This window comes from Salinimicrobium flavum, from assembly GCF_042684505.1.
Lineage (GTDB): Bacteria > Bacteroidota > Bacteroidia > Flavobacteriales > Flavobacteriaceae > Salinimicrobium > Salinimicrobium flavum.
In genome coordinates this window covers 717,398-742,586 of sequence record NZ_JBHULT010000006.1, presented here as the reverse complement: position 1 = coordinate 742,586, position 25,189 = coordinate 717,398, and the positions used below count along the sequence as shown (strand labels likewise).

29 protein-coding genes are annotated in these 25,189 nt (G+C 42.7%); 14 read left to right on the top strand and 15 right to left on the bottom strand.

Annotated features, from left to right (window positions below):
* Positions 1-22: 22 nt before the first annotated feature.
* The 7 genes from ACFSTG_RS06785 (at position 23) to ACFSTG_RS06755 (ending at position 5,954) form a co-directional block, all read left to right on the top strand.
* Entirely contained in the window at positions 23-550 is a 528-nt protein-coding gene (locus ACFSTG_RS06785; protein WP_380750049.1) for a hypothetical protein, read from the top strand.
* On the top strand, positions 550-1,377 hold the full coding sequence (locus ACFSTG_RS06780; RefSeq protein ID WP_380750047.1) for a tetratricopeptide repeat protein: 828 nt from the start codon (positions 550-552) through the stop codon (positions 1,375-1,377). The genes ACFSTG_RS06785 and ACFSTG_RS06780 overlap by 1 nt, the downstream gene beginning before the upstream one ends.
* Before the next feature lie 313 nt (positions 1,378-1,690).
* On the top strand, positions 1,691-2,281 hold the full coding sequence (locus ACFSTG_RS06775; protein ID WP_380750046.1) for a hypothetical protein: 591 nt from the start codon (positions 1,691-1,693) through the stop codon (positions 2,279-2,281).
* Positions 2,282-2,455: 174 nt separating this feature from the next.
* Positions 2,456-2,677, top strand: a complete 222-nt coding sequence (locus tag ACFSTG_RS06770) for a hypothetical protein (protein ID WP_380750043.1) — start codon at positions 2,456-2,458, stop codon at positions 2,675-2,677.
* Positions 2,678-2,807: 130 nt separating this feature from the next.
* A complete protein-coding gene (locus tag ACFSTG_RS06765) occupies positions 2,808-4,043 on the top strand; it encodes an MDR family MFS transporter (protein ID WP_380750040.1) in 1,236 nt (411 codons plus the stop codon).
* Between the two features lie 211 nt (positions 4,044-4,254).
* The gene (locus ACFSTG_RS06760) at positions 4,255-5,076 is read left to right on the top strand and encodes a hypothetical protein (protein ID WP_380750037.1); all 822 of its coding nucleotides are present in this window, start codon (positions 4,255-4,257) and stop codon (positions 5,074-5,076) included.
* A gap of 56 nt (positions 5,077-5,132) precedes the next feature.
* The gene (locus tag ACFSTG_RS06755; RefSeq protein WP_380750034.1) at positions 5,133-5,954 is read left to right on the top strand and encodes a sulfurtransferase; all 822 of its coding nucleotides are present in this window, start codon (positions 5,133-5,135) and stop codon (positions 5,952-5,954) included.
* Positions 5,955-6,161: 207 nt separating this feature from the next.
* Here ACFSTG_RS06755 and ACFSTG_RS06750 read toward each other — a convergent pair whose 3' ends face one another.
* Positions 6,162-6,722: an OsmC family protein gene (locus tag ACFSTG_RS06750; protein ID WP_380750031.1), complete on the bottom strand. Its 561-nt coding sequence runs from the start codon at positions 6,720-6,722 to the stop codon at positions 6,162-6,164.
* 428 nt (positions 6,723-7,150) lie between these two features.
* Here ACFSTG_RS06750 and ACFSTG_RS06745 point away from each other — a divergent pair, with 428 nt between their 5' ends.
* Positions 7,151-7,681 (top strand): hypothetical protein, encoded by a 531-nt coding sequence (locus ACFSTG_RS06745; RefSeq protein WP_380750028.1) that lies wholly within the window; start codon positions 7,151-7,153, stop codon positions 7,679-7,681.
* Positions 7,682-7,811: 130 nt separating this feature from the next.
* A complete protein-coding gene (locus ACFSTG_RS06740) occupies positions 7,812-8,288 on the top strand; it encodes a DUF423 domain-containing protein (protein ID WP_380750025.1) in 477 nt (158 codons plus the stop codon).
* Between the two features lie 162 nt (positions 8,289-8,450).
* On the opposite strand, the gene ACFSTG_RS06735 is transcribed toward ACFSTG_RS06740, so the two are convergent.
* The 4 genes from ACFSTG_RS06735 to ACFSTG_RS06720 form a co-directional block, all read right to left on the bottom strand.
* Positions 8,451-8,807: a DUF1508 domain-containing protein gene (locus tag ACFSTG_RS06735; protein ID WP_380750022.1), complete on the bottom strand. Its 357-nt coding sequence runs from the start codon at positions 8,805-8,807 to the stop codon at positions 8,451-8,453.
* A 496-nt stretch (positions 8,808-9,303) separates the two neighbouring features.
* Complete coding sequence (locus ACFSTG_RS06730; protein ID WP_380750019.1) at positions 9,304-9,879, bottom strand: hypothetical protein; 576 nt, start codon at positions 9,877-9,879, stop codon at positions 9,304-9,306.
* A 110-nt stretch (positions 9,880-9,989) separates the two neighbouring features.
* Positions 9,990-10,763 carry an NAD(P)H-binding protein gene (locus tag ACFSTG_RS06725; RefSeq protein WP_380750016.1) on the bottom strand — a complete coding sequence of 258 codons (774 nt, stop codon included), beginning with the start codon at positions 10,761-10,763 and terminating at the stop codon, positions 9,990-9,992.
* A 331-nt stretch (positions 10,764-11,094) separates the two neighbouring features.
* On the bottom strand, positions 11,095-13,410 hold the full coding sequence (locus ACFSTG_RS06720; RefSeq protein WP_380750013.1) for a M28 family peptidase: 2,316 nt from the start codon (positions 13,408-13,410) through the stop codon (positions 11,095-11,097).
* Between the two features lie 130 nt (positions 13,411-13,540).
* Between ACFSTG_RS06720 and ACFSTG_RS06715 the strand changes: the two genes are divergently transcribed.
* On the top strand, positions 13,541-14,008 hold the full coding sequence (locus tag ACFSTG_RS06715) for a CBS domain-containing protein (protein WP_380750010.1): 468 nt from the start codon (positions 13,541-13,543) through the stop codon (positions 14,006-14,008).
* Here ACFSTG_RS06715 and ACFSTG_RS06710 read toward each other — a convergent pair.
* From ACFSTG_RS06710 to ACFSTG_RS06700, 3 genes are all read right to left on the bottom strand, one after another.
* Positions 14,005-14,352 (bottom strand): hypothetical protein, encoded by a 348-nt coding sequence (locus ACFSTG_RS06710; RefSeq protein ID WP_380750007.1) that lies wholly within the window; start codon positions 14,350-14,352, stop codon positions 14,005-14,007. The genes ACFSTG_RS06715 and ACFSTG_RS06710 overlap by 4 nt on opposite strands.
* A 175-nt stretch (positions 14,353-14,527) precedes the next feature.
* Positions 14,528-15,004: a hypothetical protein gene (locus tag ACFSTG_RS06705; RefSeq protein WP_380750004.1), complete on the bottom strand. Its 477-nt coding sequence runs from the start codon at positions 15,002-15,004 to the stop codon at positions 14,528-14,530.
* Positions 15,001-15,672 (bottom strand): ATP-binding cassette domain-containing protein, encoded by a 672-nt coding sequence (locus ACFSTG_RS06700; protein WP_380750001.1) that lies wholly within the window; start codon positions 15,670-15,672, stop codon positions 15,001-15,003. Before ACFSTG_RS06700 ends, ACFSTG_RS06705 begins: the two co-directional genes overlap by 4 nt.
* Positions 15,673-16,177: 505 nt before the next feature.
* On the opposite strand from ACFSTG_RS06700, the gene ACFSTG_RS06695 reads away from it, so the two are divergent.
* Both ACFSTG_RS06695 and ACFSTG_RS06690 read left to right on the top strand, forming a co-directional pair.
* The gene (locus ACFSTG_RS06695) at positions 16,178-16,510 is read left to right on the top strand and encodes a single-stranded DNA-binding protein (RefSeq protein WP_380749998.1); all 333 of its coding nucleotides are present in this window, start codon (positions 16,178-16,180) and stop codon (positions 16,508-16,510) included.
* A 28-nt stretch (positions 16,511-16,538) separates the two neighbouring features.
* A complete protein-coding gene (locus ACFSTG_RS06690; protein WP_380749996.1) occupies positions 16,539-16,871 on the top strand; it encodes a single-stranded DNA-binding protein in 333 nt (110 codons plus the stop codon).
* A gap of 57 nt (positions 16,872-16,928) precedes the next feature.
* Here the strand turns inward: ACFSTG_RS06690 and ACFSTG_RS06685 are convergent, their stop codons facing one another.
* The 6 genes from ACFSTG_RS06685 to metG all read right to left on the bottom strand — a co-directional run bounded on the left by ACFSTG_RS06685 (position 16,929) and on the right by metG (position 22,673).
* Positions 16,929-17,378 carry a hypothetical protein gene (locus ACFSTG_RS06685; protein WP_380749994.1) on the bottom strand — a complete coding sequence of 150 codons (450 nt, stop codon included), beginning with the start codon at positions 17,376-17,378 and terminating at the stop codon, positions 16,929-16,931.
* A gap of 105 nt (positions 17,379-17,483) precedes the next feature.
* Positions 17,484-17,900: a hypothetical protein gene (locus ACFSTG_RS06680; protein ID WP_380749991.1), complete on the bottom strand. Its 417-nt coding sequence runs from the start codon at positions 17,898-17,900 to the stop codon at positions 17,484-17,486.
* Between the two features lie 82 nt (positions 17,901-17,982).
* Positions 17,983-18,855 carry a hypothetical protein gene (locus tag ACFSTG_RS06675; protein ID WP_380749988.1) on the bottom strand — a complete coding sequence of 291 codons (873 nt, stop codon included), beginning with the start codon at positions 18,853-18,855 and terminating at the stop codon, positions 17,983-17,985.
* Between the two features lie 176 nt (positions 18,856-19,031).
* Positions 19,032-19,481: a hypothetical protein gene (locus ACFSTG_RS06670; RefSeq protein WP_380749985.1), complete on the bottom strand. Its 450-nt coding sequence runs from the start codon at positions 19,479-19,481 to the stop codon at positions 19,032-19,034.
* A 124-nt stretch (positions 19,482-19,605) separates the two neighbouring features.
* Positions 19,606-20,508, bottom strand: coding sequence for a histone deacetylase family protein (locus ACFSTG_RS06665; protein ID WP_380749982.1), 903 nt, complete (start codon positions 20,506-20,508; stop codon positions 19,606-19,608).
* Positions 20,509-20,561: 53 nt separating this feature from the next.
* The gene (metG, locus tag ACFSTG_RS06660) at positions 20,562-22,673 is read right to left on the bottom strand and encodes a methionine--tRNA ligase (protein WP_380749979.1); all 2,112 of its coding nucleotides are present in this window, start codon (positions 22,671-22,673) and stop codon (positions 20,562-20,564) included.
* Between the two features lie 120 nt (positions 22,674-22,793).
* Here metG and ACFSTG_RS06655 point away from each other — a divergent pair, with 120 nt between their 5' ends.
* The gene (locus tag ACFSTG_RS06655) at positions 22,794-23,372 is read left to right on the top strand and encodes a hypothetical protein (protein ID WP_380749977.1); all 579 of its coding nucleotides are present in this window, start codon (positions 22,794-22,796) and stop codon (positions 23,370-23,372) included.
* A gap of 3 nt (positions 23,373-23,375) precedes the next feature.
* Complete coding sequence (locus ACFSTG_RS06650; RefSeq protein WP_380749974.1) at positions 23,376-23,735, top strand: YraN family protein; 360 nt, start codon at positions 23,376-23,378, stop codon at positions 23,733-23,735.
* A 34-nt stretch (positions 23,736-23,769) separates the two neighbouring features.
* On the opposite strand, the gene ACFSTG_RS06645 is transcribed toward ACFSTG_RS06650, so the two are convergent.
* A complete protein-coding gene (locus ACFSTG_RS06645; protein ID WP_380749971.1) occupies positions 23,770-25,029 on the bottom strand; it encodes a DUF389 domain-containing protein in 1,260 nt (419 codons plus the stop codon).
* Positions 25,030-25,189: the final 160 nt, after the last annotated feature.

The following is a 25,189-nucleotide window of genomic DNA, read 5'->3' as shown; positions in this document are numbered from 1 at the left end:
ACACTACTTAAAAGCCCCCAAAATGACCTTCCCAAAGCCTCTTCTTTTGCTCAGTTTTTTGCCATTACTTCTTTTGGGCTGTAAAACTGAGAAGCAGGCCGATACACAGAATGAGTACCTGCGGTGGGTTGGAGACATTGAGCATAACGAAACTACAGATGAGCCGGATTTTAAGATCTGCAATGGAGATGAACAGATCCTGCAATATTTTAACCTGGGAGCAGGGCCAATATTTCCGGAGGAAAAATCGACACTTGTAGAGACCTTCGAATCCAAATATGAACCTGTAAAAACTAACGACCAGAACGGATTTATCAGGATAAGGTTTGTGGTGAACTGCGAAGGAAAGGCCAGCCGTTTCAGGATCTTACAGGCCGATAAGGATTATAATGAAATTGAATTTGATGAGCGAATTACTAATCAACTCCTGGAGATCACCAAAGGAATCGAATCCTGGAAAGTAATGTACAGGCATGAAATACCGGTCGATTACTATTTCTACCTCATCTTCAAAATAAAGAATGGCCGGATAACCGAAATTTTACCCTAATGAAGAAGTTATATCTTTTCTTACTGCTGATCCCTTTTTACAGCACGTATGCCCAACCTAATTGCGAAGCATATAAATATTTGGGGGATATGGTTAAATATGAAGCCTGTAAAAAAGCGATGGAGATTAAAGGCCATTATCAATTCAGTAAGGAATACCAAACTATTCTGGATGAAGCAATAAAGATCGACCCAACATTTGATTACGCCTATTGGGCAAAATCTGTTGCCTATCTTAAAAGTGGGGATTTTGTGACCTGGAAAAAACTGATAGATAAAGCGGTAGAACTAAATCCGGAGGGTCATCTTGGATACAGAGGCTGGTGTCGCTATCAATTCTTCAGGGACTACGAAGGAGCGATCCGGGATATCGAAAAACTGGACAGCCTGGTGACCTATGATATAGGACAGTCACAAAACGGGACCTACCATTTGAACATCGCCAAAGGACTTTGCTATAAAGCCATTGGAGAAAAGGAGAAGGCAATTAGGATCATGGAAGATCAAATAAAGCTGAACATCGAAGAAGATTTTATGGGCACCTACGATTATTTGCACCTGGGAGTGCTGTACCTGGAAACCAATGATCCCCAGCTAGCTTTGGCAGCATTTGAAAAACAATCTGATCACAATGAGCTGGCCGAGAATCAGTATTACTCCGCTCTGGCGTATAAAGCCTTAAGAAAACAGGATGAATATAAGACCGGCCTGGAAAAGGCTAAAAAGCTTTATCTGGAGGGAAATAATTTGTCCGACCCCTATTTAAGTCCCATGGACAAGATATACCTGAAAAACATTGAAGATGAATTAGAAGCGGCAGTGCATTAACTCAGTAGGATATGCCAAATCAGGGATACCGGGTGGACATTTTCACCGGCTGTCTTACCATAATTCTCAGGTCGCTGAAGAAGATCTCTTGAAGCTTGAAAGCATTCTGCTAAAGCACAGCTTGCTTCAAAAAACCTGAACCCGAAAAAGCTTCCAAAAATGAGATTTTGAAGCCGCATCTTTTGAAGGGCTTTGTCATAACCTTCCGCAAGGCTTGTAGGAAATTAACATTATATTAGCAGGAAGATTCTGCTGCTCTCCCTACCGTTGTTGCAGACTCGTCGGCAATAATTATAACTAAATATCCTCTAAAATGAAATTTACATTACTTTTTCTTTTTTTAGCCACAGCTAATTTTTCATATTCTCAATTTGGCGAACCTTATAGGGCTACAGAAATTGTTTTACATTCCGGAGACACTTTAACCGGTATGGGAAAAACCAAAAATAAAGGATTTAAATTCAGATCCGGTTCAGCTGAAAAACCATATTACATTGAATATTCAGCAATTGATTTTATCCAACAAAAATTTTCAGGTAAGGAATGGAAAACATTTAAATTTTTCCAAACTAATAATAGTGATAAGTTCATTCGTGTTGAGGAACTTATGGTAGGTGGACCTTTAGAGTTATATGCTATTGTGGCAACTGGTAATGCAGCAGTTGCCGGTGGATTTTCATTCCCAGTGACTACGGTAACCAATTATTTGAAAAAAAGTGATGAAGAAAAATTGACTGAAATAGGTATTTATGACCCTGTATTTAGTGATTATACAAGTAAGGTTAAAAATTATTTTTCAGATTGCCCAAAGCTTCTTGAACAAATTGAAAACAAAAAACTCCGATTTAGAGATGGATTGGAAAAAATGGTCGAATTCTATAATAATAACTGTGCATTGGAATAAAAAGCTGTTGCCTGCATTGGTAAATGAGTAAATTCCAACCGACCATTTAAATATGACATTTTTGAATACCTTTAAAAAGAGCAGTTAAAAGATGAATTCGTGTCCCCTCCTCCGCATTGCGTTAACCGGGAACGTTGAAAGGAACCTGCAAATATACCAACTAAAAAAATCCACATGCCCGCAATTTCAGCCATAACAGCAATATCGGTTTTTGTAATAAGTATTTTTATTTACTGGTGGATCATGCGATCCTATAGCAAAAAAGCGATAGGTGAAAAGGTGTATAAACAATGGTATTCCAGGCTTTATTTTTGGCAGGGAGCCATTTTCTCCGCTACCGGGGTGACGTTTTTAGTAATGTTCCTTTTAAAATGGGCCAATGTCCTGACTTTTTAAAGCTCGGGGGAAAAAGCCATTTTTTTGAAGCCGCTTCTCTTGAAGGGGCTTTTTTATTGATCAATAATTAGTTTACTCCTTACTTAAAATTTACCTTTTTTAAATTAATTTCAGCCCTTCAATTTGAACAATGCTACAGCGGGTATTTCGGGCTTATGTAGGTTCCTTCAGTGACCTGAGGCGGGAGGTATGGCTCCTGGCGTTCATCACCTTCATCAACAGGGCGGGGACCATGGTGATCCCCTTTCTTTCGCTTTATTTGACCAAAAACAGGGGCTTCTCTCTTGACGAAGTAGGTTGGATCCTCACTTTCTTTGGGTTGGGATCTGTTGCCGGCGCATGGCTGGGCGGGAAACTGGTGGACAGGATAGGCCATTATAAGACCATGGCTTTAAGCCTGCTCCTTTCGGGCGTACTCTTTATCCTTTTACAGTTCCCCGTTTCTTTCTGGGGGATCTGTGCCGGGATCTTCATAGTGATGCTGGTGGCCGATGCCTTTAGGCCGGCAGTTTTTGTGGCTATCAACGCCTACAGCAAACCGCAAAACAGGACCCGCTCTGTTACCCTCATAAGACTGGCCATCAATCTTAGTTTTTCCGCAGGTCCGGCCGTGGGCGGATTGATCATTGCAGGTGCCGGTTACAGCGGACTGTTCTGGGTAGATGGGATCACCTGTATGCTGGCCGGGGTGCTTTTGCTTAAACTGCTCCACCCAAAGAAAGCTGTGGAAAATCCAAAAGAGTTCATAAGCATTCCGAAGTCCGCCATGAAAGACAAACCCTACCTGATCTTTATAGGTGCCATGATGTTATTCGGCTTTGTTTTCCTTCAGTATTTTTCGACCATGCCGCTGTATTACGCGCGGGTACATTTTCTAACCGAATTCGAAATAGGAATGCTGTTGGGAATGAACGGGTTCCTGATATTCCTTTTTGAGATGCCCCTCATCAAATACCTGGAATCGAAGATTCGCTCCCCTTTATTTCATGTGATCACGGGAACCGTTCTTGTAGCCATAAGTTTTCTGCTTATCAACCTGTTTGGATGGATTGGGATCGTCGTGGTGGGGATGATCTTTTTGACGGTAGGGGAAATGATCGCTTTCCCTTTTTCCAACAGCTTCGCCCTCAAACGAGCCGAAGGCGGAAAACAGGGTGCTTACATGGCATTATATAGCATAGGGTTCTCGATAGGACATATTTTTGGACATAATTCAGGAATGCAGTTGATCGACAAATTTGGATATACCCTTACCTGGAACGTAATGATCCTGCTTTCCCTTATTTCCTGTGGTCTCCTCATCTACGTAATATACCTGGTGAAAAAGGAAGATAGATCTACGATCATCGAATTTAATAATTCTTAGGGTCTCTCCCGGTTCCTCAAAACCCTTTACAGGGGCTGTTTTTTTCCTGATTTTTCATCACCAGCTTGTAGGAATTTGCCGTAACTTTACGAGGCCGCGCTTCTTCATTTTCTGCGGAAAAATTTAATTGTTATTACCTCACTTGCGAATGAGAGATCGCGGTAAATACTTTCCTATCCCCCTAACAGTCCCTGTGACAAATTTTACATCAATGAGAACAAGCCTATTCCTGGTGGTATTGCTTATTAGCCTGGCAGGTTGCAATACGAGCCAAAAAGAGAACAAACAGGATCAAAAGACCACAGATTCCCTGCAAACCAGTAATTCCCGGTACACGGAAGTTGCACAAAATACTCCGCCCGAAACACGGGGCTACGAACTAATGACTCAAAAGTGCTTTATCTGTCATCTCGCAAAACCCGATCCTTCAAAAAAAGCACAGATGATCGCCCCACCCATGGTACAGGTGCAGGAGCATTATAAACCCACCTATCCGGATAAAGAGGAGTTTATAAATGCCATGGTCTCTTTCATCCAGGATCCTTCCCTGGAAACAACCTTGATGCCGGGAGCGGTAAAGAAATTCAACCTAATGCCTAAATTACTTTATGAGGATAACGAACTCCGTTTAATAGCAGAAACCCTCTATGAACACGATTTTGGTACTGCCCCGGCAATGGCGAGGCAAAATCCGGTTGGAGAGCTGGAGTTGAACAATGGCAGCAAATGGGTCCTGAAAAAAGAAACTATGGACCGCATGAACGCAGCTATTGAGAAGATAAACAGCTTTAATTCGAACGAGCTTTCCGATTACAACCAACTGGGAAAAGAGATCTTTGATGATGCCAAGGTCATCCTCCTGGACGATTCCTATAATGGGAAATTATTCGACCAGATACATATTTTCTTCAATGGCATAGAAACCAACATGCACGGCCTTATCGCTGCAAAGTCAATAGTTGAAGCAGAAAAACAGCTTACGGAATTAAAAATCCGGTTTGAAGACTTCCACACCTATTTTAAAACCTCTTAAATCCTGGTTTTGATCAACAACAAAAAGCCCCTCCTCAATATTAAAAACTTTTTCCTATGAAAAGCCCAATAATAAGCGCTGCACAATTGAACCGGAGGTTAGATGATCCCAATCTCATCATTCTGGATTGCAGTCCGCAGTCCAACGTGTCGGGGCTCAAACCTGAATTTGGGAACACGGTTATTAAGAACGCGAGGTATTTCGATATTGATACCGATTTTAGTGACCTCACCTCCGGTCTTCCTCACACGCTTCCGTCTCCCGAACAGTTCGGGAAGAACTGCAGAAAACTGGGGCTTGACAATTCCAGTGAGATCGTGGTCTATGATAATCTTGGAATTTACACTAGTCCCCGGGTATGGTGGATGTTCAGGGCCATGGGGCACGATAGGATCGCTGTCCTTGACGGTGGACTTTCGGCATGGGTAAAGTCGGGATATCCCACACAAACAGCACATGATACGGCAAAGAAGTCTGGCAATTTTACTGCGCGTTTCAAGCCGGAACTGGTTTCGGACCTGGATTTTGTAAAGCAAAACCTCACCGCAAAAGAGGCGCTAATCATCGACGCCAGAAGCCGGGAAAGATTTATCGGGACTGTTCCCGAACCCCGGGCAGGAGTGAGAAGCGGGAATATTCCGGGTTCGGTCAATATTCCTTTCGAAGAAGTCCTTGATAATAGAAAATTCAAAGAAAAAGAGGAGCTGAGAGCTGTTTTTAAAGAAGTAAATGACCCGTCAAAGGAACTGGTCTTTAGTTGTGGCTCGGGAATAACGGCCTGCATCCTGTTACTGGCCAGCGAACTGGTCCTTGACCAAAAGAAATCGGTTTATGACGGTTCCTGGGCCGAATGGGGCAGCCGGGAGAAGAACAGCTAAGAATCTTCTTTGGCCTTTAGGACTCTCATTTTTCCGAAGGCTATAAGACCGTTTTATTAGTAAGAATAGCATCCCGGCCAAGGCTTCCCCCGGCGAACTTTCATCTCTCTTTATAGAACGAATTTATTATTTAGGGGTCCAATTGCCCATTCAAAAAGGCGGAAAATCCCGCCCTCCTGATCACTGACCCTTAAGTAAAGTTCAAGCTCATATCATTTCCACATCCACCTTCACCGGATTGCGCAGCATATCCAGGACCGGGGAAGTTTTCTGTACATAATCACATAGTTCTTTCAGCTCTTCTTTGGGGGCATTAGCCTCTACCCTGTACTTCACACTTATGTGTTCGTAACCGGGCCGACTTTTTTCAGAAAGCCCCAAAAAGGCGTGCAGGTCCATTTTTCCCTCAAGTTCAAATTCAAGGGATTTCACGCTGATGTCACGGGCTGCCGCATTGTAGACAAAGCCTACGCTAAGGCAGGAACCCAGAGCATGAAGCACGGCTTCTACCGCGTTGGCGCCCCAGTTATTCCCTAAAAGTACGGGAGGCTCATCACCCTCCATTACAATGGGCTTGCTGCGGGAGCTATCCTCCTGCTTTGCCCCGTAAAAATTTTTAAAGGTAGTACGGCTGTGTCCGCCGCCCAACCATTCTGTCTTCGCCCTGAACCGAAAATCGGCCACTTCAGGATCATTTTTTACCGCCTCGATCGTGTCGACCAGCTGATCGACATTTACACCATTCTTCTTATTCGCTACATTTTCCATAATCTTTATTTTTTAGTTAAACATTCAATATCTACTTTCCCTAAGGATCAGCGAATTAGAATTAGCCATAATTTAACTATTAATAGCCTGAAAGTCAATTTTTTGACCTCTTATTTAAAAAGATTGTGAAGCGGCAGAGCAGGGAAAATTTCAGCAGGAATTCGCTGCTGAAAGCTGTGAAGCTTTGGAAAAAATCGCCCAAATAAATTTCAACCATTGAACGAAAAAGATGCTATGAATACTAAATATTTGTTAATTTTACTATCTCCCTACAACGAAATAAGCCTCAACTGCCGCCAGGTTATTGATGAATATATGTAACGATTGATCAACCGGTTTGGTTTTGAACCTGTTTGTCTATTTTGGATCCAGATTTTGAATAGAAACTTTATATATACTCCCGTGGAGTTAATAAACACATGATAGAAATGAATAAAAGATTGAAATTTCCTGTATTATTTTTAACTGCAGTTTTATTGTTAGGATGCTCTTCGAATGATACAGATGAGGAATGCATGAAAACAATTACTATTCCTCAATATTACTATGTCAACAATCAATCTTATAGTTATGACATTAGCCAGGAAGTTTCCTGCGATACTCCTGAACCAACAGAGTCTAAATTAATTGAACCACCCGGGTTAGATGATTTTTCCTATGAGGTTTTGAAGTTCGAATTTACACCAGACACAGGAAACAATACATCCAGGCTGCAGTTTGAAATCAAACTAAACAATCCTAACGATTATCCTGTTTCTGGAGTACCTGTTCTCACTGTTGATGTAGATGGGCTCCAAACAACCAGCAGTTTTTCTAAAAACGCTTCAATTCCCTGTTATGAAATTGCTGCCAACTCTAGTTGCATATTGACTTATGACCAGCAGGAATCCCGGGATATCGTGATAATCGAGTCCTATGAATTGGTAAATGTCCAATACTATATAACCAATAAGGAATAAAGAACAATTCAGGAAGCACCTCTCTTAAATGACATTTTTAAGCTCTTCATTAGAGCTTTTTTATCCTTAGCAAAGCTCACAGCTCGCGCTGTTTATACAAGACCCTGGCAAAATTTCTAATAAAGTTAAAATGAAAGCATGGAATTTTAATGTACAAAGTGATCCTAATGAGATCAGCAGAAAATTAGATTCTTCACTTGGACGAACTAACAGATTTGTCTTTAAAATAGATTCTAATAAAAAAGACCTGGTGAAATTTAAATTACGAAAACGGATGCTACTTGCATTTGAAATAAATAGCCAAAATAATCTAATTGTAAACGGAAAAATATATAAAGAAAATTCTGAAAATAACACCAGCGTAGACATTTCTTTTAAGCTACACCCTTTATCTAAATTGCTGTTATATGGACATATTTTTTTGGGGGTTGGTTTGTTAGCCGGGATGGTTTTGGAATACAATAACAATTCCTATATTTTCATAGTGGGAGGAATTTTATTAGCAACAGGAGTTTTAGTTGGTCTCCATTTACAGAAGGAGTTTAATAAGCAGGTTCAGGAATATAAGGCGTTATTCTCGAAAATATTAGAGCTCCCCGCTGCCTAAATATACCGCTAAAATGGAAAAAAGCCATTTACGGAAGATTTGCCTTAACATTGATCTGAGATATAATACTTAATAAAACCCAAGTTCTTCCACTCCAATTCAGCTGCATTCATAATCCCTGTTCACTTATTTGTTACTTGCTAATTGATCATTGTTAATTGATCATTCCTCCACTTCAGCAAAAACATCTTCACTAAGGGAGAAATCAAGTGTTTCTGCCTCGGGAACATATTTGAGGAACTGGTCAATGCCTTTTTGAAGCATAAGCTCTGTAGAGAATTTACGGCTTGTGGCAAGCACGAGTCCGCCGCGGGTGATCCTGAAGAAATGCTTTCCCGAGCCTGTCCTGGCCTTTCGAAAAGTAAAAGAGTCCAGATCGTTCTGGATGGTCTCTATGATCTTCTCGCAGTCTGATTTCTCCCTGCAGGCAATGCTGGTGAAGAGGGTCTTCCCTCTTCGTGAGGCAAAGGTGAATTTATAATTCCCATTATCTCGTTTACTTATCACAAATGCGCTCATAGGCTTTCCCGGAATTTTTCAAAACCTCAAATCTAAAAAATCAGGCGTGGGAAGCAACTCATAAAGTTTCAAAAGTTATCAAGAAGGGAAGCACCACAAAACAAATTCCAAATTCCAAATCCCAAATTCCAAATTTTTACCCACCGGAGCTTTTTTTATCCTTCGTAGTATTTTACAAAGAAGGAGCGAAGGTGGGCCAAATTCCAAAAAGGTTAATTGGAGGATCTTTCACGCAAAATCCGCAGAAGCAGGCGCAAAGACCGCAGAGAATAATCTGTAAATCCGGGCCACAACTTCAGCGTCCTCTGCGAGAGCTTCGCGATCTCTGCGAGAAAAGAAAGAATTATAAGGAAATATAAAAAATCGGGCGTTGGCGCGGATTTGTAATCCGGGCCGTTCACCCACAAAATCCCGTGCCGTGCCATCACTGCAACACAAAAAAAGCCGGCAAATTGCCGGCTTATATCTCTTTTCAAGTCTGATTACTCAGGTCATTTTATTTTCTTCCTTTGCGTCTTAGCTCACGTTCCTTTTTCAGGAGTTCTCTCTCGCGCTCTGCTGCTTCTTTGGCACGTTCACGGTGATATTCGGCGGCTTCCTTAGCACGTTCCCTGTTCCACTCGGCCTTCTCTTTCCTAAGTTCTCTTTCTCTTTCTGCAGCTTCTTTAGCTCGTGCTTTATAGTATTCAGCATCAGCTTTTGCCTGTTCTCTCTCCAGTTCATTGGAAGATCTACGCATGTCTCTCGCTCTTTCGGCTGCTTCCCTGGCTCTTTCCCTGTAAAATTCAGCATCTGCTTTGGCCATTTCGCGGTAAACTTGGGCCTCATCTTTTCTTTCTTCCCTTCCAAGCTTATCTAATTCCCTTTCACGTTCCCTGTGCCATTTAGCTTCTTCCCGGGCTCTTTCCCTATACAATTTCGCGTCGGCTTTGATCTCTTTTCTTTCCTCCTTAGCCACTTCATTACGCGCCTTCATCTTTTCGCTTTGACCCTTTCCTTTATTCTGGGAAATAGCAGAAAATGAAGACAGCATAAATAAAACACTTGCAATTATTAATGTAAATTTTTTCATGATCTGTAGGTTTTTAACTATATATCCAACTACCATGCCGCTTCTGCACAAACCCAAAATGCAGGTTTAATGTGAGACTGATAATTGATCCTTGTTAATTGATCATTGATCTAGATTTTCTCCCGAAACTCCACTCCCAGTTCCCGCATCACTTTGGAGGCCGAGATCACTTTGCCGACCGAAGGTTTGGAGTGATCGAACTGTGGAATTTCTAATCCCGCTTCACGGGCTTTTTCTGTGTAATACTTTTCACGTGGCGGGTTCAGCGGATAAACGGCATTGTATACTTCTCCATAAATGTCATTTTCAAGCACATTTTTTATCACCTTCAGGCAGTCGTTTAAATGAATGAGATTTACCGGCCCTAACGGATTTGAGAGGGCGGTCCTGCCGGCCAGGTACTTCACGGGATGTCGCCCGGCTCCAATGAGGCCTCCAAAACGAATTACAGTGGTGTCAAAAAGGGCGTTATGGAGCAGAATTCTTTCTGCGGAAATGATCTCTCTTCCTGAAATTGAGGTCGAGTTAGGGGCAGTATCTTCTGTATAGATCCTGAAACTCTCTGTCTCTTCATAAACCGAAATGGAGCTTACAAATATTACCTTTTCAACCCCTGATTCCTCTATAGCTTCAGAAAGTCTCTCAATTGCTCCCGAATAATCCAATTTTGGATCCTTCCGCAGCCCCGGAGGAAAATCTATTATCAGAACATCGGTAGATGCCAGAAAACCTTCTATATCTCCATGAATTCCTTCCGCAGCAACCCTTATCTCATAAGATTCTATTCCGGCATCTCTTAAAAGCGGCAATTTTTCCGCAGAAGTTGTGGAACCTTTTACTGAAATTCCTTCAGCAAGAAGCATTTTTGCCAGCGGCATACCCAACCAGCCGGTTCCTAAAATCGATATGTTCTTTAACGGTATAATAGTGATTAGGGATTGGTTAATTAGTAATTGGTTATTGTAAAATCTGTTCCGGGTTGCGGGTTACGGGTTGTGATCTTACTTTTTAGTGATCAAACTTAACAAGTTTTCATGAAAACTAACTTATTTTTCAAATTTTCAAATCCTCTTATTTACAAATCATTTCTTGGAATTTGGTGCTTGGAATTTGGTGCTTAATTTAAGTCTTGTCTCCTCTGTCCTCTGTCCTCTTAAAATTGAAATTTGGTGCTTTTGGTCTTGATTCTTGTCTCTTGGCTCTTTACTCTTGTTTCTACTCTAATTTAAAAGAACGTTTTAAAACAATAGCATCATTCAGCACAAAAGGTCGGGGGATCATTCCGGAGTTTCGGGGTTTTACATCCAGTTCAGGATGGGTAAACAGATCATAGGCCGCTTCGTATAATTCAATGTTAGGGTGCATTCCCTTTTCCACGTTTACTTCAAGCCTCAGGGTATCTCGGCTTACGGGATAATATTCCAGCACCCGGTTATTCCAGCGGTTGGTGAACACGTGCAGGTCACTTTCGCCCGGTTGCAAATAGGGCGCTTCCTTACCATTCACGGTAAAACTGCGGAAATCCAAAGTTTTTTCGGCATACAGTTCGATCCTGTTCACAGGTCGGTTAGAAGCTATTTTCACTGAATAAGCATCTGCTTCCGGATCTTCTGAAGCCACCTTACGGATCCCTATATAAGGTTCGGCAACAGTTATCTGAGGTGCAACAGCAGTATGGGTAAACCCTGAGCTATACTTACTGCTGAAAACCGTTTCCTGCACGACAGCTTCGGAAGCATTCTGAAAATAAGAGGCATTCCATTCATCAAGCATATGATCATAAGAGTTCCATGTAGCGACCTCCCTGTCTTTATCCAACAAATAAACCAGGCTGTTGGGTCGGGGCTTTTCCGCAGAAAAATCTGAGGTAAAGTGCGCTACTATAAAAAGTGTCAGAAATGTGAGAAAACTCAGAAATCCAAGTAGCTGAAGTTTCCTGTAATACGAAAATACCGGCCACAGCAGACTCCATAACAGCACGGTCAACACCGCCGATAAGAACAAAATGCCGAGCCCCAGTGCCACCGGGAACATTACAATGAAAATGACCAGCAGGAATATGGCTGGAAGACTGAGAAAAGTGAGGGCCAAAAGGTCAAATTTCGGTCTTTGGAAAAGTATTAATAGTTGTATGAGTCCGAAGAATACCGGCACAATAAAATATGCTGCACCTTGCAGATAGACAGCGGTGAGGGTACTCAGCAGGATCCAGACTAAAAGCGGAGCAACGAAGAAATCGGCTGCAGTTTCGGGCTTCCGGAACCTGTTATAGACATAAAAACAAACAGCGAGGGAGAGAAAGATCACCGCTGCGATGTAATAGTAGCCGTTGTAGGTAAAGCCGTGTTCCATTTCCAGGTATTGCGGATACAGGAACAGAGCGAGTTTCCAAAGCCCGAAACCAAGCAACCCGCTTCCCACAAGGGAAATGAGTAAAGGAACGAAGCCTTTCAAAACTGCTGAAAGCCGCAGGTGTTTTTTAAAAAACCCATAGCCCAGCACTGCAAGAAAAATGATGATGGCAAGCAGTAGCATGGGCCATATCCAGGAAAATGGGTACATCACCAGGTTAAAGACGGGAACATTGAAAAAAATAAGGTCTTCTTCAGATCCCATTTTTTCGATAGGTTTTTCGCTGAAGTATTCCAGTAACGGCACCAGGTAACTGCCCTGATGGGCAAGGGTATTGATATCAAGATTTTCCGGAAGGTCTGTTGCGGTATGATAGTCAAAATGGTCGTCAATAAAGGCAAAGTTGAAGCCGTTGATATTTCCCTGCTCCCGTAGTACCGTAAGGTCTGTATCATTGGGCAGCATCTTATAAACGCTGTATACCAAAGAATTTGTCACCGGGTATTCTACTCCTGCCTCCAGGAATTCTTCAAGTAATACTTTGTTCCCTTCGTTGGTTTCAAGGAACATGAACGATCTTCCGCCACTTCCGCGGGACTCAAAATTAAGGGCCAGTCCTACCTCATCGGCCCAGGGATGTTCCTCCACGAATATACCTGCTCCATTAAGGCCCAGTTCTTCAGCATCGGTAAAAAGCAGGATAATGTCATTCACGGGGGTTTTTCCCGAGGCAAGATAGGCCCTGACGCTTTCCAGGATGGTAGCGACACCACTTGCGGCGTCACTTGCTCCATGGGAGGAATGCACGGCGCTGTCATAGTGCGTGAGCAGTAAAAGAGCTTTCCCGGTGCCGGAACCTTCTATGCGGGAAATGATATTCTGCGGCCGGGTGACGGTACCTTTATTACTTACCGACCAGGCTTCCTGGGTTTGGACCAGTAGCCCCAAGGCCTCTAATTGATCTACGATGTAATTCCGGGCTTTTCGGTGGGCGGCACTTCCTACATAATGCGGTTCCCGGGCAAGGGCCTCCACGTGGGAAAATGCCCTTTTCACTGAAAATTCTTCCGCAGGAACATCATCCCTTAATTCAACATGCGGCCCGGTTCCATAGAAGCTCCAGAAAACAGCAGCAATAAGCAGGAGGAAGGAGATCTGGACCTGTAATTTTTTCACCATAGCTCAAAGATATTTAAAAGACCTGCAATGGCAGAAAGTTATGCACAGAATATCATAAATAATTGCTAATTGCCATTTGAATTTGCTGCAAAAATCATATTTTAAGAATTAACTTTCAAATACTTTTGCTATGGGAATAAAGAGTTTTCAAGGAAGAAGAGCAGAGCCCGAAAAAGCGGAAACGCCTCCGGTAGCAGTATCAGATTTCATGTCGACCAACCTGATAACCTTCAGGCAGGAACAAACCATTTATGAGGTGATGGACACCCTCATGAAACACCAGATCTCGGGAGGTTGTGTGGTAGATGAAAAAAATAAACTGTTAGGAGTAATTTCTGAAGGGGATTGTATCAAGCATATATCTGATAGTCGTTATTACAACATGCCCGATGATCACAACACAGTGAAACAACGTATGACCTGCAACGTGGAAACCATAGATGCCGGTATGAACGTGCTCGATGCTGCCAAGAAGTTCATTGAGTGTAAATTCCGTCGTTTTCCAATTGTCAAGGATGGAAAACTAATAGGACAGATAAGTCAGCGGGATGTGCTGCGGGCAGCTTTAAATCTTAAAGGGGATAACTGGCGTACTTAAATGCGCTTCACCAGGGCGTAATAATCCCCTTCCAGCGGCAGGTATCCCTGGTCGTACACGAAATAATAGGTGTTTCCGGTCTTGGTGGTATAGATGCTTGTGAAATAATCAAAATTAAAACCTTTGGCCAGCAATTTCGATTTGCTGGCTTTTGTTTTATCGTTTGGATTGAGTTCCTCCAGGATACGGTAATTTTTGCGCAACAGGTTGTTTACATTTCGTACCAGGTTCTTACGGTCCTTGTTCAGGTTGTTGTTATAGGCATTACGGCAGTAGTCGCTGCAAAATTTCTTGTCGGTCCTGCCAACTATTCTCTCCCCGCATTCCAAACAGGCTTTTTCCATATTACTAAAGTTAGTATTTTTTCAATTATCAATGAACAATTAGCAATAATCAGATCATTTCTCCTGATTTTTTTGAATACCCGCGCCTGGTGCTTGGTGCTTGGTGCTTGGTGCTTGGTGCTTGGTGCTTGGTGCTTAAAAATTATACTCAATACTAACTACTCAATACTCAATTCTACCTACTAAGTTTTTCCAGCTCGAGATTAAGATCGTACTGCAAGTCTTCGTGTAGCTTATCAATGTTCTTCTTCACCAGCGCCAGTTGTCGGTCGTAAAGGTTTTGCAGGGTAATGTTGCGATGGATGGAAGGACTATAGGCATGCATCTTTTTGAGATAATAGATAAGCAGCTCTGTTTCTGTCTCTTTTTTCCCCGAATAGCGGCTGAATTTCTTTACATTCCGCAGGATCTTGCGCATGCTTTTCTTCATATAAAAGTAGCTGCTGCGATTGATCTCCTCAAACTGTAGATCCATTTCCTGTTTTACCGCCTCAATATATCCTTCTTCATCTGCTGCGGAAAAAAGCAGGTAGGTGAGTAATTCTTTATTCTCTTTTTTGAAGCGGGAAAGCCGCAACACGATCTCCAGCAGTTCCTGCGGGGAGCGGTGTTTTAATTCATCTTTGAGTTCTTTGACCGATGCGGGTTTCATTGTTTTTTAGCTTTTAAATAGTCATGCGCTGCGAGATCCTGTTCATTTTCAATCCCGAATAACTTTCCATTTTTTAATACCATACTACGGTCAGCAAGCTCAAGTACATCCAGGTAATAATGGTCTGTGATCACTAAACCTTTGGTAGCTTTAAGGGAAAGCAGCAACTCTTTGATCTTTTCAATATAATGAGGTTCCACCATTGAAAAAGGCTCATCCAGCAACAGGAAAGGATGCGGCAGATGGGCAAGTAATAATAATTCCAGGTATTTTAACTGGCCGGCAGAGATCTTCCCGACTTTTTTACTATCAAAAGCTGAAATTCCGGCAGAATAAAAGATCTTGTCCTGCTCCTCCCCCTTCGGAAACACCAGGGGGATAATATCCCGTACTTTCATCTCCTTTGGAAGGAATGTATCCTGCGGTAGATAGCCGATCTTTTGCTGCGGAATAATTTCTGAAGGATTAATTGCTTTCCTGTCGATACTAAGACTTATTGAATCTACTTTTAAAGTTCCCATCGTGGCTTTAAGCAAAGTAGATTTCCCCGAACCATTCCGTCCAAAAAGGCCAAAAAGTTCTCCCCTTTTACAGCCGAAGGAAACGTTATCGAGAATTTGTCTTTTCCCGAAGGCTTTATTCACCTCGCTTACCTCCAACAGCCTCATGAAAATAGAAATAGAATTAGGAGAACCGGACCCGCAAAAATGAGATTAGAGACCCACACTTTTTTAAGCAAAACCTTTTTAGTGAAGCCCAGATTGTAATACAAATAATATTCGTCCCTCCTGAAATAATGAAATCCCAGATATCCAATTAACATTCCAAAGGAAAGGAAGATAAGCAACCCGGGGAGTAGCCCAAAATAAATCCCGCTGATCACCGAGAACCCAAGATTAAATAAATTGAAATCCCGGTAATATTTCCAAAAGGCTCTTTGATTCATGTGATCTTTTCAAAAGAAATGGAAAGTTAGTTGTTTCATAAGCGGAGTTTGGTTCTCCTGTAATATTACAAAAATTAAATAAGCTGCAGGTTTATCCGCGTACAAACGCTTACAAACGGATGTAAACGAAAACAAATCAGTATCAACCGATTATCGTTTTTTACCGGTAGTATGTTTGTCTCGTTGAAATGAACGAATGATTTTCAACTAATTAAATTCTTTACATCATGAATACATTAAGAAACAAAGTACAGTTGATTGGACACGTAGGCAACGCACCAGAGATCCTAACCCTTGAATCAGGCAAGAAGCTCGCGAAATTCTCCATCGCCACCAATGAGACCTACAAGAACAACAAAGGAGAAAAGATCACAGATACGCAGTGGCACAATGTGGTGGCCTGGGGCAAGACCGCAGAACTCGTGGAGAACTATGTCCCAAAAGGAAAAGAGATTGGCGTGGAAGGAAAACTTACCAGCCGCACCTATGAGGATAAGGATGGCATCAAAAGATACATCACTGAAGTTGTTTGCAATGAGCTGCTGTTACTCGGAAAATAAGGATCTGTCAACCATAATACATATCATTATGAACACACTAAAGAACAACGTTCAGCTCACAGGCAATGTAGGAAGAGCTCCCGAGATCCTGATTTTTGGCTCCGGAAAGAAAATGGCCAGATTCTCGATCGCCACCAGGGAAACCTACAGGAATCATTTGGGAGAAAAGGTAACCGACACCCACTGGCACAACATCGTTGCCTGGGGCAAGATGGCCGAGATGGTAGAGAAAGAGGTCCCAAAAGGTTTGGAAATCGAGATCCAGGGAAAACTCAGCAGCCGCAGCTATGAGGACAAAGAGGGGGTAAAACGCCACATCACAGAGGTGGTTTGCAGAGAACTCCAGTTGATCGAAAAGTAAAATACTCTCCCCGTGACTAATAAACCCGCTCTCTGCAGCGGGTTTATTGTTTTATATCTAATCCCGGTTTAAAGTAAGTTCGTCATGAAGCTTTATAAGCTTGAGTCCATGGAGCCCTGCGGCAAATCCTACAATTCCGTAGGATATGAAACAAAAGTAGGCCAGTACCAGGAAAATTGAGGAATAATCGGCCAGTAGCGCGAACAGTACCTGAAGAACCCATGGCACCAGCGGAAGGCTTAACCATTTATTTTTTCGGCGGTACCTTATTAACTTGGAGAGGAACGGAACCATAAATAAAAATGGAATAAAGAAAAAGATGATGGAATAGACCATAAAAATATAAGACACCTCATTAAAATTGGAGTAACTGAATTCTGAAATTCCCAGAAGATCCAGCAGCATTAAAATAGAAATGATCACGTGGATAAGCCCGGTAGTAAAATAGAACTTGTACATAACAGCTATGTAGTGATCTTCAGAAAGCAATCGCATTTCAGGCAACATCGCTTAGGATTTTAATTTTTCGACTCTTCTTTAATGGTCCGGGCCATGGACAGCTTTTAAACTATTCAATTTAGGTAAGACAGTGCAGAAAAAGCCTGACAAATATCAATGAAGGGAATTCTTTTTATGCTTCTTGTATTTTAAAAAGGCTGTTAGACCCAAAATTCCACTTACAAAGGCGGTGAATCCATAAAAACCGAAAACCAGTGTTAATATATATATCAGCACATCTTCCATAATACTTCCTTCCGCACTATCGAAGGAAAAAGAAATGGCTAAAATGAGGATTCCGCTGATCAAAAGGATCAGCGGCAAAGAAATAATTGTCTGTCGAAAATGCTTTTTCAGAATAATTAAGAATACAGGAAGAAGGAAAATGAGGTAGAAAAATCCCCTGGCAAATCCAAATAAGATCATGATGGTCATGGTGGTAAAGAATTCTGACTGTGCATAAGACCCAATCCTTAATTCTTCCAGGATTCCTCCGGTCACCAGGAAGAGGACACTCAGTCCTGATACCAAAAGAACATGAACAGGTAGAGTTGAGTCCTGTTCTCCTTTTCACTTTGAATTTCGGGATGAAAGATCATTTTCATTGGATCAATCATCTAATTTGATCATCATGTTGGATCGCGTATCCTCCTTCTCCCGACTTTTTGAAAAAACCTGTTATTCCGCAGAGAATGGCACTGATAGAATATAATAAGTCGGTGGCCACCGAAAGGACACTTCCCGGGACCAGCAATTTCAACACCGCTCCCACGAATAAAATGATAAGAGGAACGGTGAGGCTAAGGTTTGACCTGCCATGACGGAACAGGAACATGAAAAAAGAAAAGTGATACAACAATCTGAAAATTCCGGCACCCAATAGAAAGAGCTGAATGGTGATAAGCATTTCGAGATCCAAAAGCGCATTTGCAGGCCACCAGTTCCTTTCAGGGAAATAGGAAACCAGCGATAAAAACAGGCCGATCATTCCGGTGGCGATAAAGATAAAATAGAGGAATTTCGCTGTTTTTTCCCTTCTTCTCACCTCTCCTTCAGGATGATAAACCGGCAATTTTTCCTGGCCTCTCCTCAGTTTTTGAATACCATATATTCCAAAAATAAAGCCGCTAACCATATACATCCCTCCCAGAACCGTCAAAACATCCTGATTACCAATACCGGAAACGAATACCACCAGGATCGAAATTGCCAAAATGGGAGGTAAACTAAGGCTTAGATCCTTTGGTTCTTTTCTAATCGATCTTACAAGAAAAGGCAGGGAAACAAGCAGGCGTAGCACTGAAAAAAGAAATAGGAATGAGAAGGCTATAAACGAGATTTCGGGATAGGAAAACGGCCATACACCCCAGTCGTATAGCTGAGACTGAAGGTAGACCAGGAACAAAGCCACACTGCTCACCAAATAGATGATGTAGACCGTAAATATTTTACGCCTGGCTTTCCGCTTTTTGACAATTGATCCCATTACTCTAAATCATAGAACGACAGAACGGGGAATCACCTTTGAAAGTAGTAAAAAAGAAAGAAAAAAAACCTGATTTATATCAATCGACACCCTTTGGAAGGGATTATAAAAAAGATATTTAAGCGAGCCTTTAAGATCTAAAGAAACAGAAGATCCATGAACCGGAATCATACTTCTTACTCCCTGTTCAATGTAGGATTGTCAAGAGACCTCACCTCCCAAAATCCATAAATTCCGGCGGCAGTTGCAATAATGTTATAAACTATGAAACATAAAACTGCAGGCACAATAAAAAGCTTAACGACTACAGAAAGGCCCAGGAAAATTAGTTGAGAAAAAATGGCAATCAGAGGCAGACTCAACCATAAGTTTTTCCGCCAATACCTTATCAGTTCTAACAGGAAAGGAAGGAAGGTCAAAAAGAAAAGAAGAAGGGGAAAAGAAAAAGCCAGTAAGAATCCGGATATCGTTTCATATAAATAGGAATAGTTAATTTCAGAAAGTCCAAGCAGCTCCAGCACTTGCAGGCTTGACATGACCATCAACGCCAAACCTGACATAAAATAAAATTGGTACATACTTATTATGTACTCTTCTTCAGTTGGAACGAGCATAAAAGGTGACATCCGGATATGTTATAATGTCCAATTATCACTCTTTTCTCCTATCAGAGAGAAAAGATTTTCTATCTCAATTTAGAAAAACCGCCGGATAAAAATCCTGATTTATATCAATCTACCTGTAGAGGAATTAAAAAAAGATCTCCTGTGCCAGCCTGAAAGTGTTAGCATGGGCGTCAATAATATTTCTGATATGAGGGGAATAGCCGCCGCCCATACTCACCTCGACAGGGATCTTCAAGTCATGGCAGGTTTGCAATACGAACCGGTCACGTTCTTTACAGCCTGCTTCGGTGCAGGCCAGTTTTCCCAGCTTATCTGAAGCCAGGATATCCACCCCGCTGAGGTAGAAGATGAAATCGGGCTTTTGTTCTAGAATAAGCCGGGGTAGGGTTTCTTTTAAGATCTTCAGGTATTCCTCATCCCCGGTACCGTTCTCCAACTCAATGTCCAGATCACTTTTTTCCTTTTTGAACGGATAATTGTTCTTTCCGTGCATTGAAAAAGTAAAAACAGAAGGATCATTCTGGAAGATCTCCGCCGTGCCGTTACCCTGGTGGACGTCGAGATCGACCATAAGGATCTTTTTAGCCTTGTTGTTGCGCTGTAACCATCTCGCAGCCACCGCCTGATCGTTGAACATACAAAAGCCTTCTCCCATATTGGTGTAGGCGTGGTGGGTGCCGCCGGCAATGTTCATGGCTATGCCATACTTCAAAGCATATTCCGCTGCCTTAATGGTACCCGAGGCTATGATGAATTCCCGTTCCACCAGTCTTTCAGACAGCGGTAGCCCGATCTTCCTTGCTTCCTTATAGCTAAGCGTTTGATGTTTCAGGGCCTCTACATAATCCTTATCATGCACCGCAAGGATATCTGCTTCATCGGGAAACTCGGGTTCGAAAAAGTTATCCCGGGTACAGGTGCCTTCGTGCAAGAGTTGCTGCGGCACCAGCTCGTATTTTTCCATCGGGAATCGGTGGCCTTTTGGCAAAGGCAGCACGTAAATGGGATGGAAGGCGATTTTGAGCAAGGTCAACAAAATTGAAACCTAACAGGTTTTGAAAACCTGTTAGGTTTGTTAATTTAGGAAATTACCGTCCCGTTCTTCACCCCGTCTTCATCAGGGTTCAGGAACACCAGTTTTCCTTCTTTATTTTCTGTCATCAGGATCATGCCCTCGCTTTCCACTCCGCGGAGTTTTCGGGGGGCAAGGTTCACCATTACGGTTACTTTCTTTCCAATGATCTCTTCAGGCTTAAAACTTTGCGCAATACCCGAAACTATGGTGCGCACATCCAGACCCGTATCCACCTTAAGTACCAAAAGTTTGTTCGCTTTCGGCATTTTTTCGGCCTCCACAATAGTACCCACCCTCAGGTCCATTTTAGTGAAATCTTCAAAAGTGGCGATACCCTTCTGGGGTTCTACGACAGAATTCTCTGCCTCGTTAGAGGCTTTGGTGGCCACCAGTTTATCCAGTTGTTCCACGATCTGGGAATCTTCGATTTTTGAAAACAACAGTTCGGCTTTTCCTATTTCATGTCCGGCAGGCAACAAGTCAGAATTTTGGCCTATCTGCTCCCACTCCTTCTCTTCCTTCTCTTCCAGTAACACTCCGCTGGTAGTTATAATTGCTTCAGAAGAAGATTTACCATAATCAAGCATCCTTTTCAGTTTTTCAGAAGTGAACGGCAGAAAAGGTTCGCTCAGGGTAGCCAGCGCAGAAGCGATCTGCAGGGCCACGTACATGATGGTCTTCACCCTTTCTTCATCAGTCTTGATCAGTTTCCATGGCTCTTCATCAGCTAAATATTTATTACCCAGACGTGCGACATTCATCAATTCTCCCTGCGCTTCCCTGAACCTGTAGCGCTCAATAGAACTGGCGATCACTGCAGGATAGGCCTTAAGTTCCGCTAAGGTTTGTTCATCAACTGCTGAAAATTCTCCCGGCTTCGGAACAACCCCCTCGTAATATTTGTTCGTCAGTACCACTACTCTGTTAATGAAGTTCCCAAAGATGGCTACCAGCTCATTGTTGTTCCTCGCCTGGAAGTCTTTCCAGGTAAAGTCGTTATCCTTTGTTTCGGGCGCATTGGCAGTGAGTGCATAGCGCAGCACATCCTGCTGCCCGGGAAATTCTTCCAGGTATTCATGTAGCCATACAGCCCAGTTCTTTGAAGTGGAGAGTTTCCTGCCTTCGAGGTTCAAAAATTCGTTTGCCGGCACATTATCAGGGAGTATATAACTTCCTTCGGCCTTTAACATGGCCGGGAAAATGATACAATGAAAAACGATATTGTCTTTGCCAATGAAATGCACCAGTTTGGTGTCTTTATCTTTCCAGTAAGGTTCCCAATCTTTCCCGTGTTTTTCTGCCCACTCTTTTGTGGAAGAGATATACCCAATGGGCGCATCAAACCACACGTACAACACTTTTCCTTCTGCTCCCTCAACCGGTACAGGAATTCCCCAGTCAAGATCGCGGGTTACCGCCCTGGGGCGCAGACCGTCATCAATCCAGGATTTTACCTGCCCGTACACATTGGGTTTCCAGTCTTTTTTATGGCCCACAAGGATCCATTCCTTAAGCCAGTTTTCATACTGGTCAAGTGGCAGGAACCAGTGCCTGGTTTCCTTCAGGGTAGGCACAGCTCCTGTGATAGCCGACTTTGGATTGATAAGATCTGTTGCGTTATGGCTGGTACCGCACTTTTCGCACTGGTCGCCATAGCTTTCTTCAAATCCGCATTTCGGGCAGGTACCTACCACAAAACGATCTGCCAGGAATTGCCCGGCTTCTTCATCATATAATTGCTGGGTGGTCTCTTCAGTAAATTTCCCCGCGTCATATAATTTTTTAAAGAATTCTGAAGCTGTTTTATGGTGTATTTTTGCTGAAGTTCGGGAATAATTGTCAAAAGAAATTCCGAAGTCCTTGAAAGACTGCTTGATGATCTTATGATATTTATCTACCACATCCTGCGGGGAAACTCCTTCTTTTTTTGCCTTTATCGTGATAGGAACCCCATGTTCATCACTTCCGCAGACAAAAGCAACATCCCTGCCCTGCATTCTCATAAACCTGGCATAAATATCTGCCGGTACATAAACCCCCGCCAGGTGACCAATATGAATTGGTCCGTTAGTATAAGGCAAGGCTGCCGTGATCGTATATTTCTTAGGTGATTCCATCAATTTCCAGGTTCGATTTTAAAGGCTGTAAAGTTAAGCAAGTACTGTGGATTACAAGTTAAATTCTTGTAAAAGGCCATGGCATTGCGGCAAATGTGGCTACTTTTAATAAAAAATAAAATGCGTAAAATTATATTTCTCTTCCTGCTGATGGGAATCGTTGCCTGTAAAAGCCGAAATATCTCTACTGATTCTGCGGAAAAATTCAAGGTGGAGAATTTGGCAGATGTCATTTCACAAAATAATATGGAACAGGTCTATCCCGAAGCAAATATGACTGAAGGAACAGATTTCTTTGAAGAAGGTACCGTCGAAAGACCCTACAGCATTTTGTATCCCAATACCCCAGATGAGATCCTGGTGATCTGGGCAGATGATGCGCGAAGCAAGGTTCACCAGATAAGATTTGAGAACAATGGCCGCTGGAAATCGGCTACAGGAATAAAAATAGGAACCGGGTATGCCGAACTGGAGAAAATGAACGGTCCCTTCAAATTCTACGGTTTTGGATGGGATTACAGTGGTGCGGTAGACTGGAATGGCGGGAAACTTGCCGATTCAAATGTGAGGGTATTCCTTGCCCCCACCAACACACCCAATACTAAGTTTTATGGAGATCAGATAATTGAGGCTTCAAGGGAAGAGATCGAGGAACTAAACCTCACAGTAAAGACCATCTTACTCCAAATGGAAGAGTAACCTATGGCAGTCCACAATGAACTTGGAAAAGAAGGGGAAGAACTGGCAGTAGCATTCCTCGTGGAACAGGGGTACAAGATCGTAGTCCGAAATTTTCGTTATCAAAAGGCTGAAGTTGACATCATTGCCAGGAAACAGAACGTTTTGGCCGTCATTGAAGTCAAAACCCGCAGCACACCAGATTTTGGGGATCCTCAGGATTTTGTCAAAAAGAAACAGATCAACCAGCTCGTCAAGGCTATTGACTTTTTTGTCAATGACCACGAACTTGATGTAAATGTGAGGTTTGATATCGTGGCGATCATTAAGAACAAAGCCGGCACCAGGATAGAACATCTGGAAGATGCCTTTCTCCATTTCTAGAGTAAACATCTCCTGCTCCCGAAAGAAGAATTACCTATTGGTCTACCACCTTTATATCGTAAACCTCAAATAAATTTTCAATATCATAGTTCATATTCTTCTTCAAATGTTCGATCACCCTGGCTTTTACCTCCCCCTTTTCCAGTAAAGTATCCTTGAGCATGACCGTTGCGGCAAAGTTAGCTACAGGAGTATCCCGATATTTTTCGTTGGTGAAAGTGACGTCCTTGTTCAACACCAGGATGTATGGGATCTTTTGCAGTTCGGCATCAAGCACCTCATTAAGTTCGGTATTCATACTGGCTTTACGCAGGAAAGCGGGCTTACTGAATTGCCAGAACATCATGGCGGCTATTCCTACAGCTACAATACCGGTGGTTATGAGACCGGTTAGTCTGTTCCCTTTTAAAAATCTCACTCCGCCGGGACTTACTTTCCCGTAGTAATAAAATACCAGGGTGGCGGCTATATGAATTCCCAGTAGTTGCAGCAGGATCCTGAAAACGCTGCTCCAAACTACTTGCCAGTCCATCATATAAATCCCGGCACCTACCAGGCCAACAGGAGGTGCCAAAGAAGCTGCAACTAAAATACCCACCGCTGCTCCCGAGACCAGACTGTCCCGCTCACTCTGGCAAATATTCACCGCTCCCGCAAATCCTGAAACTAATGGCAGCAGGACAGCAAACTTCGACACCTGACTTATCTCTTCCATTAGCGGAGTAAGTGTTTTTAACGGAAACGCTAAAGTCATAAGAAAACTCGCCACGATCCCGGTGAAGATCGCAATTCCATACCTGCTCAAGCTGCTCTTAAGAAGATCTGCTTTTCCGGCGGCCGTTCCCAAAGCGGCATTCATTGCAGGCCCTGCGAAAGGAGCCACCAGCATAGCCGCAACCAGTAAATAAGCGGTGTTAGTGAACAAACCTATCCACACGATGATCCCTGCCACCAATGAATAACCTATAAGACCAAACATGGAGCCCACGCTTTGAATTCCCCCAAGGTATATCTCCAGCGAACTTTTTGGCTGTACATCGGCCACCTGGTCGGGTGCTTCGGAAGCCGGAGGATACATGGAGATCACTCCCCGGGGGATCAGGTTTACCTCGGGCTCCCCGAACTCATCGATCTGTTTTAAAAAGTCATTTACTTTCTGGTTTGGCAGGTAGACAAAGAAAACATCATGCTCCTTATTGGGAAGGAAAATGGTATTCTTACCGTTAAATTTTTCTACCGTTTTAAGTACCTCCTCTTTATTGCCTTTTGGGATCTTGAGTATAAGCTGTCGCATGAAATTATTGTTTAGCTGCAGATCAAAGTTCTGAGGACCTGCCTTTTATCCAATATAACGGAAAGCGATAAAAAGAGTCATTTCCTTAAGGGAAATTTAAGGATTGGAGGAAAATTAAAAGACCTAACAGGTTTTTAAAACCTGTTAGGTCTGCTCTGGA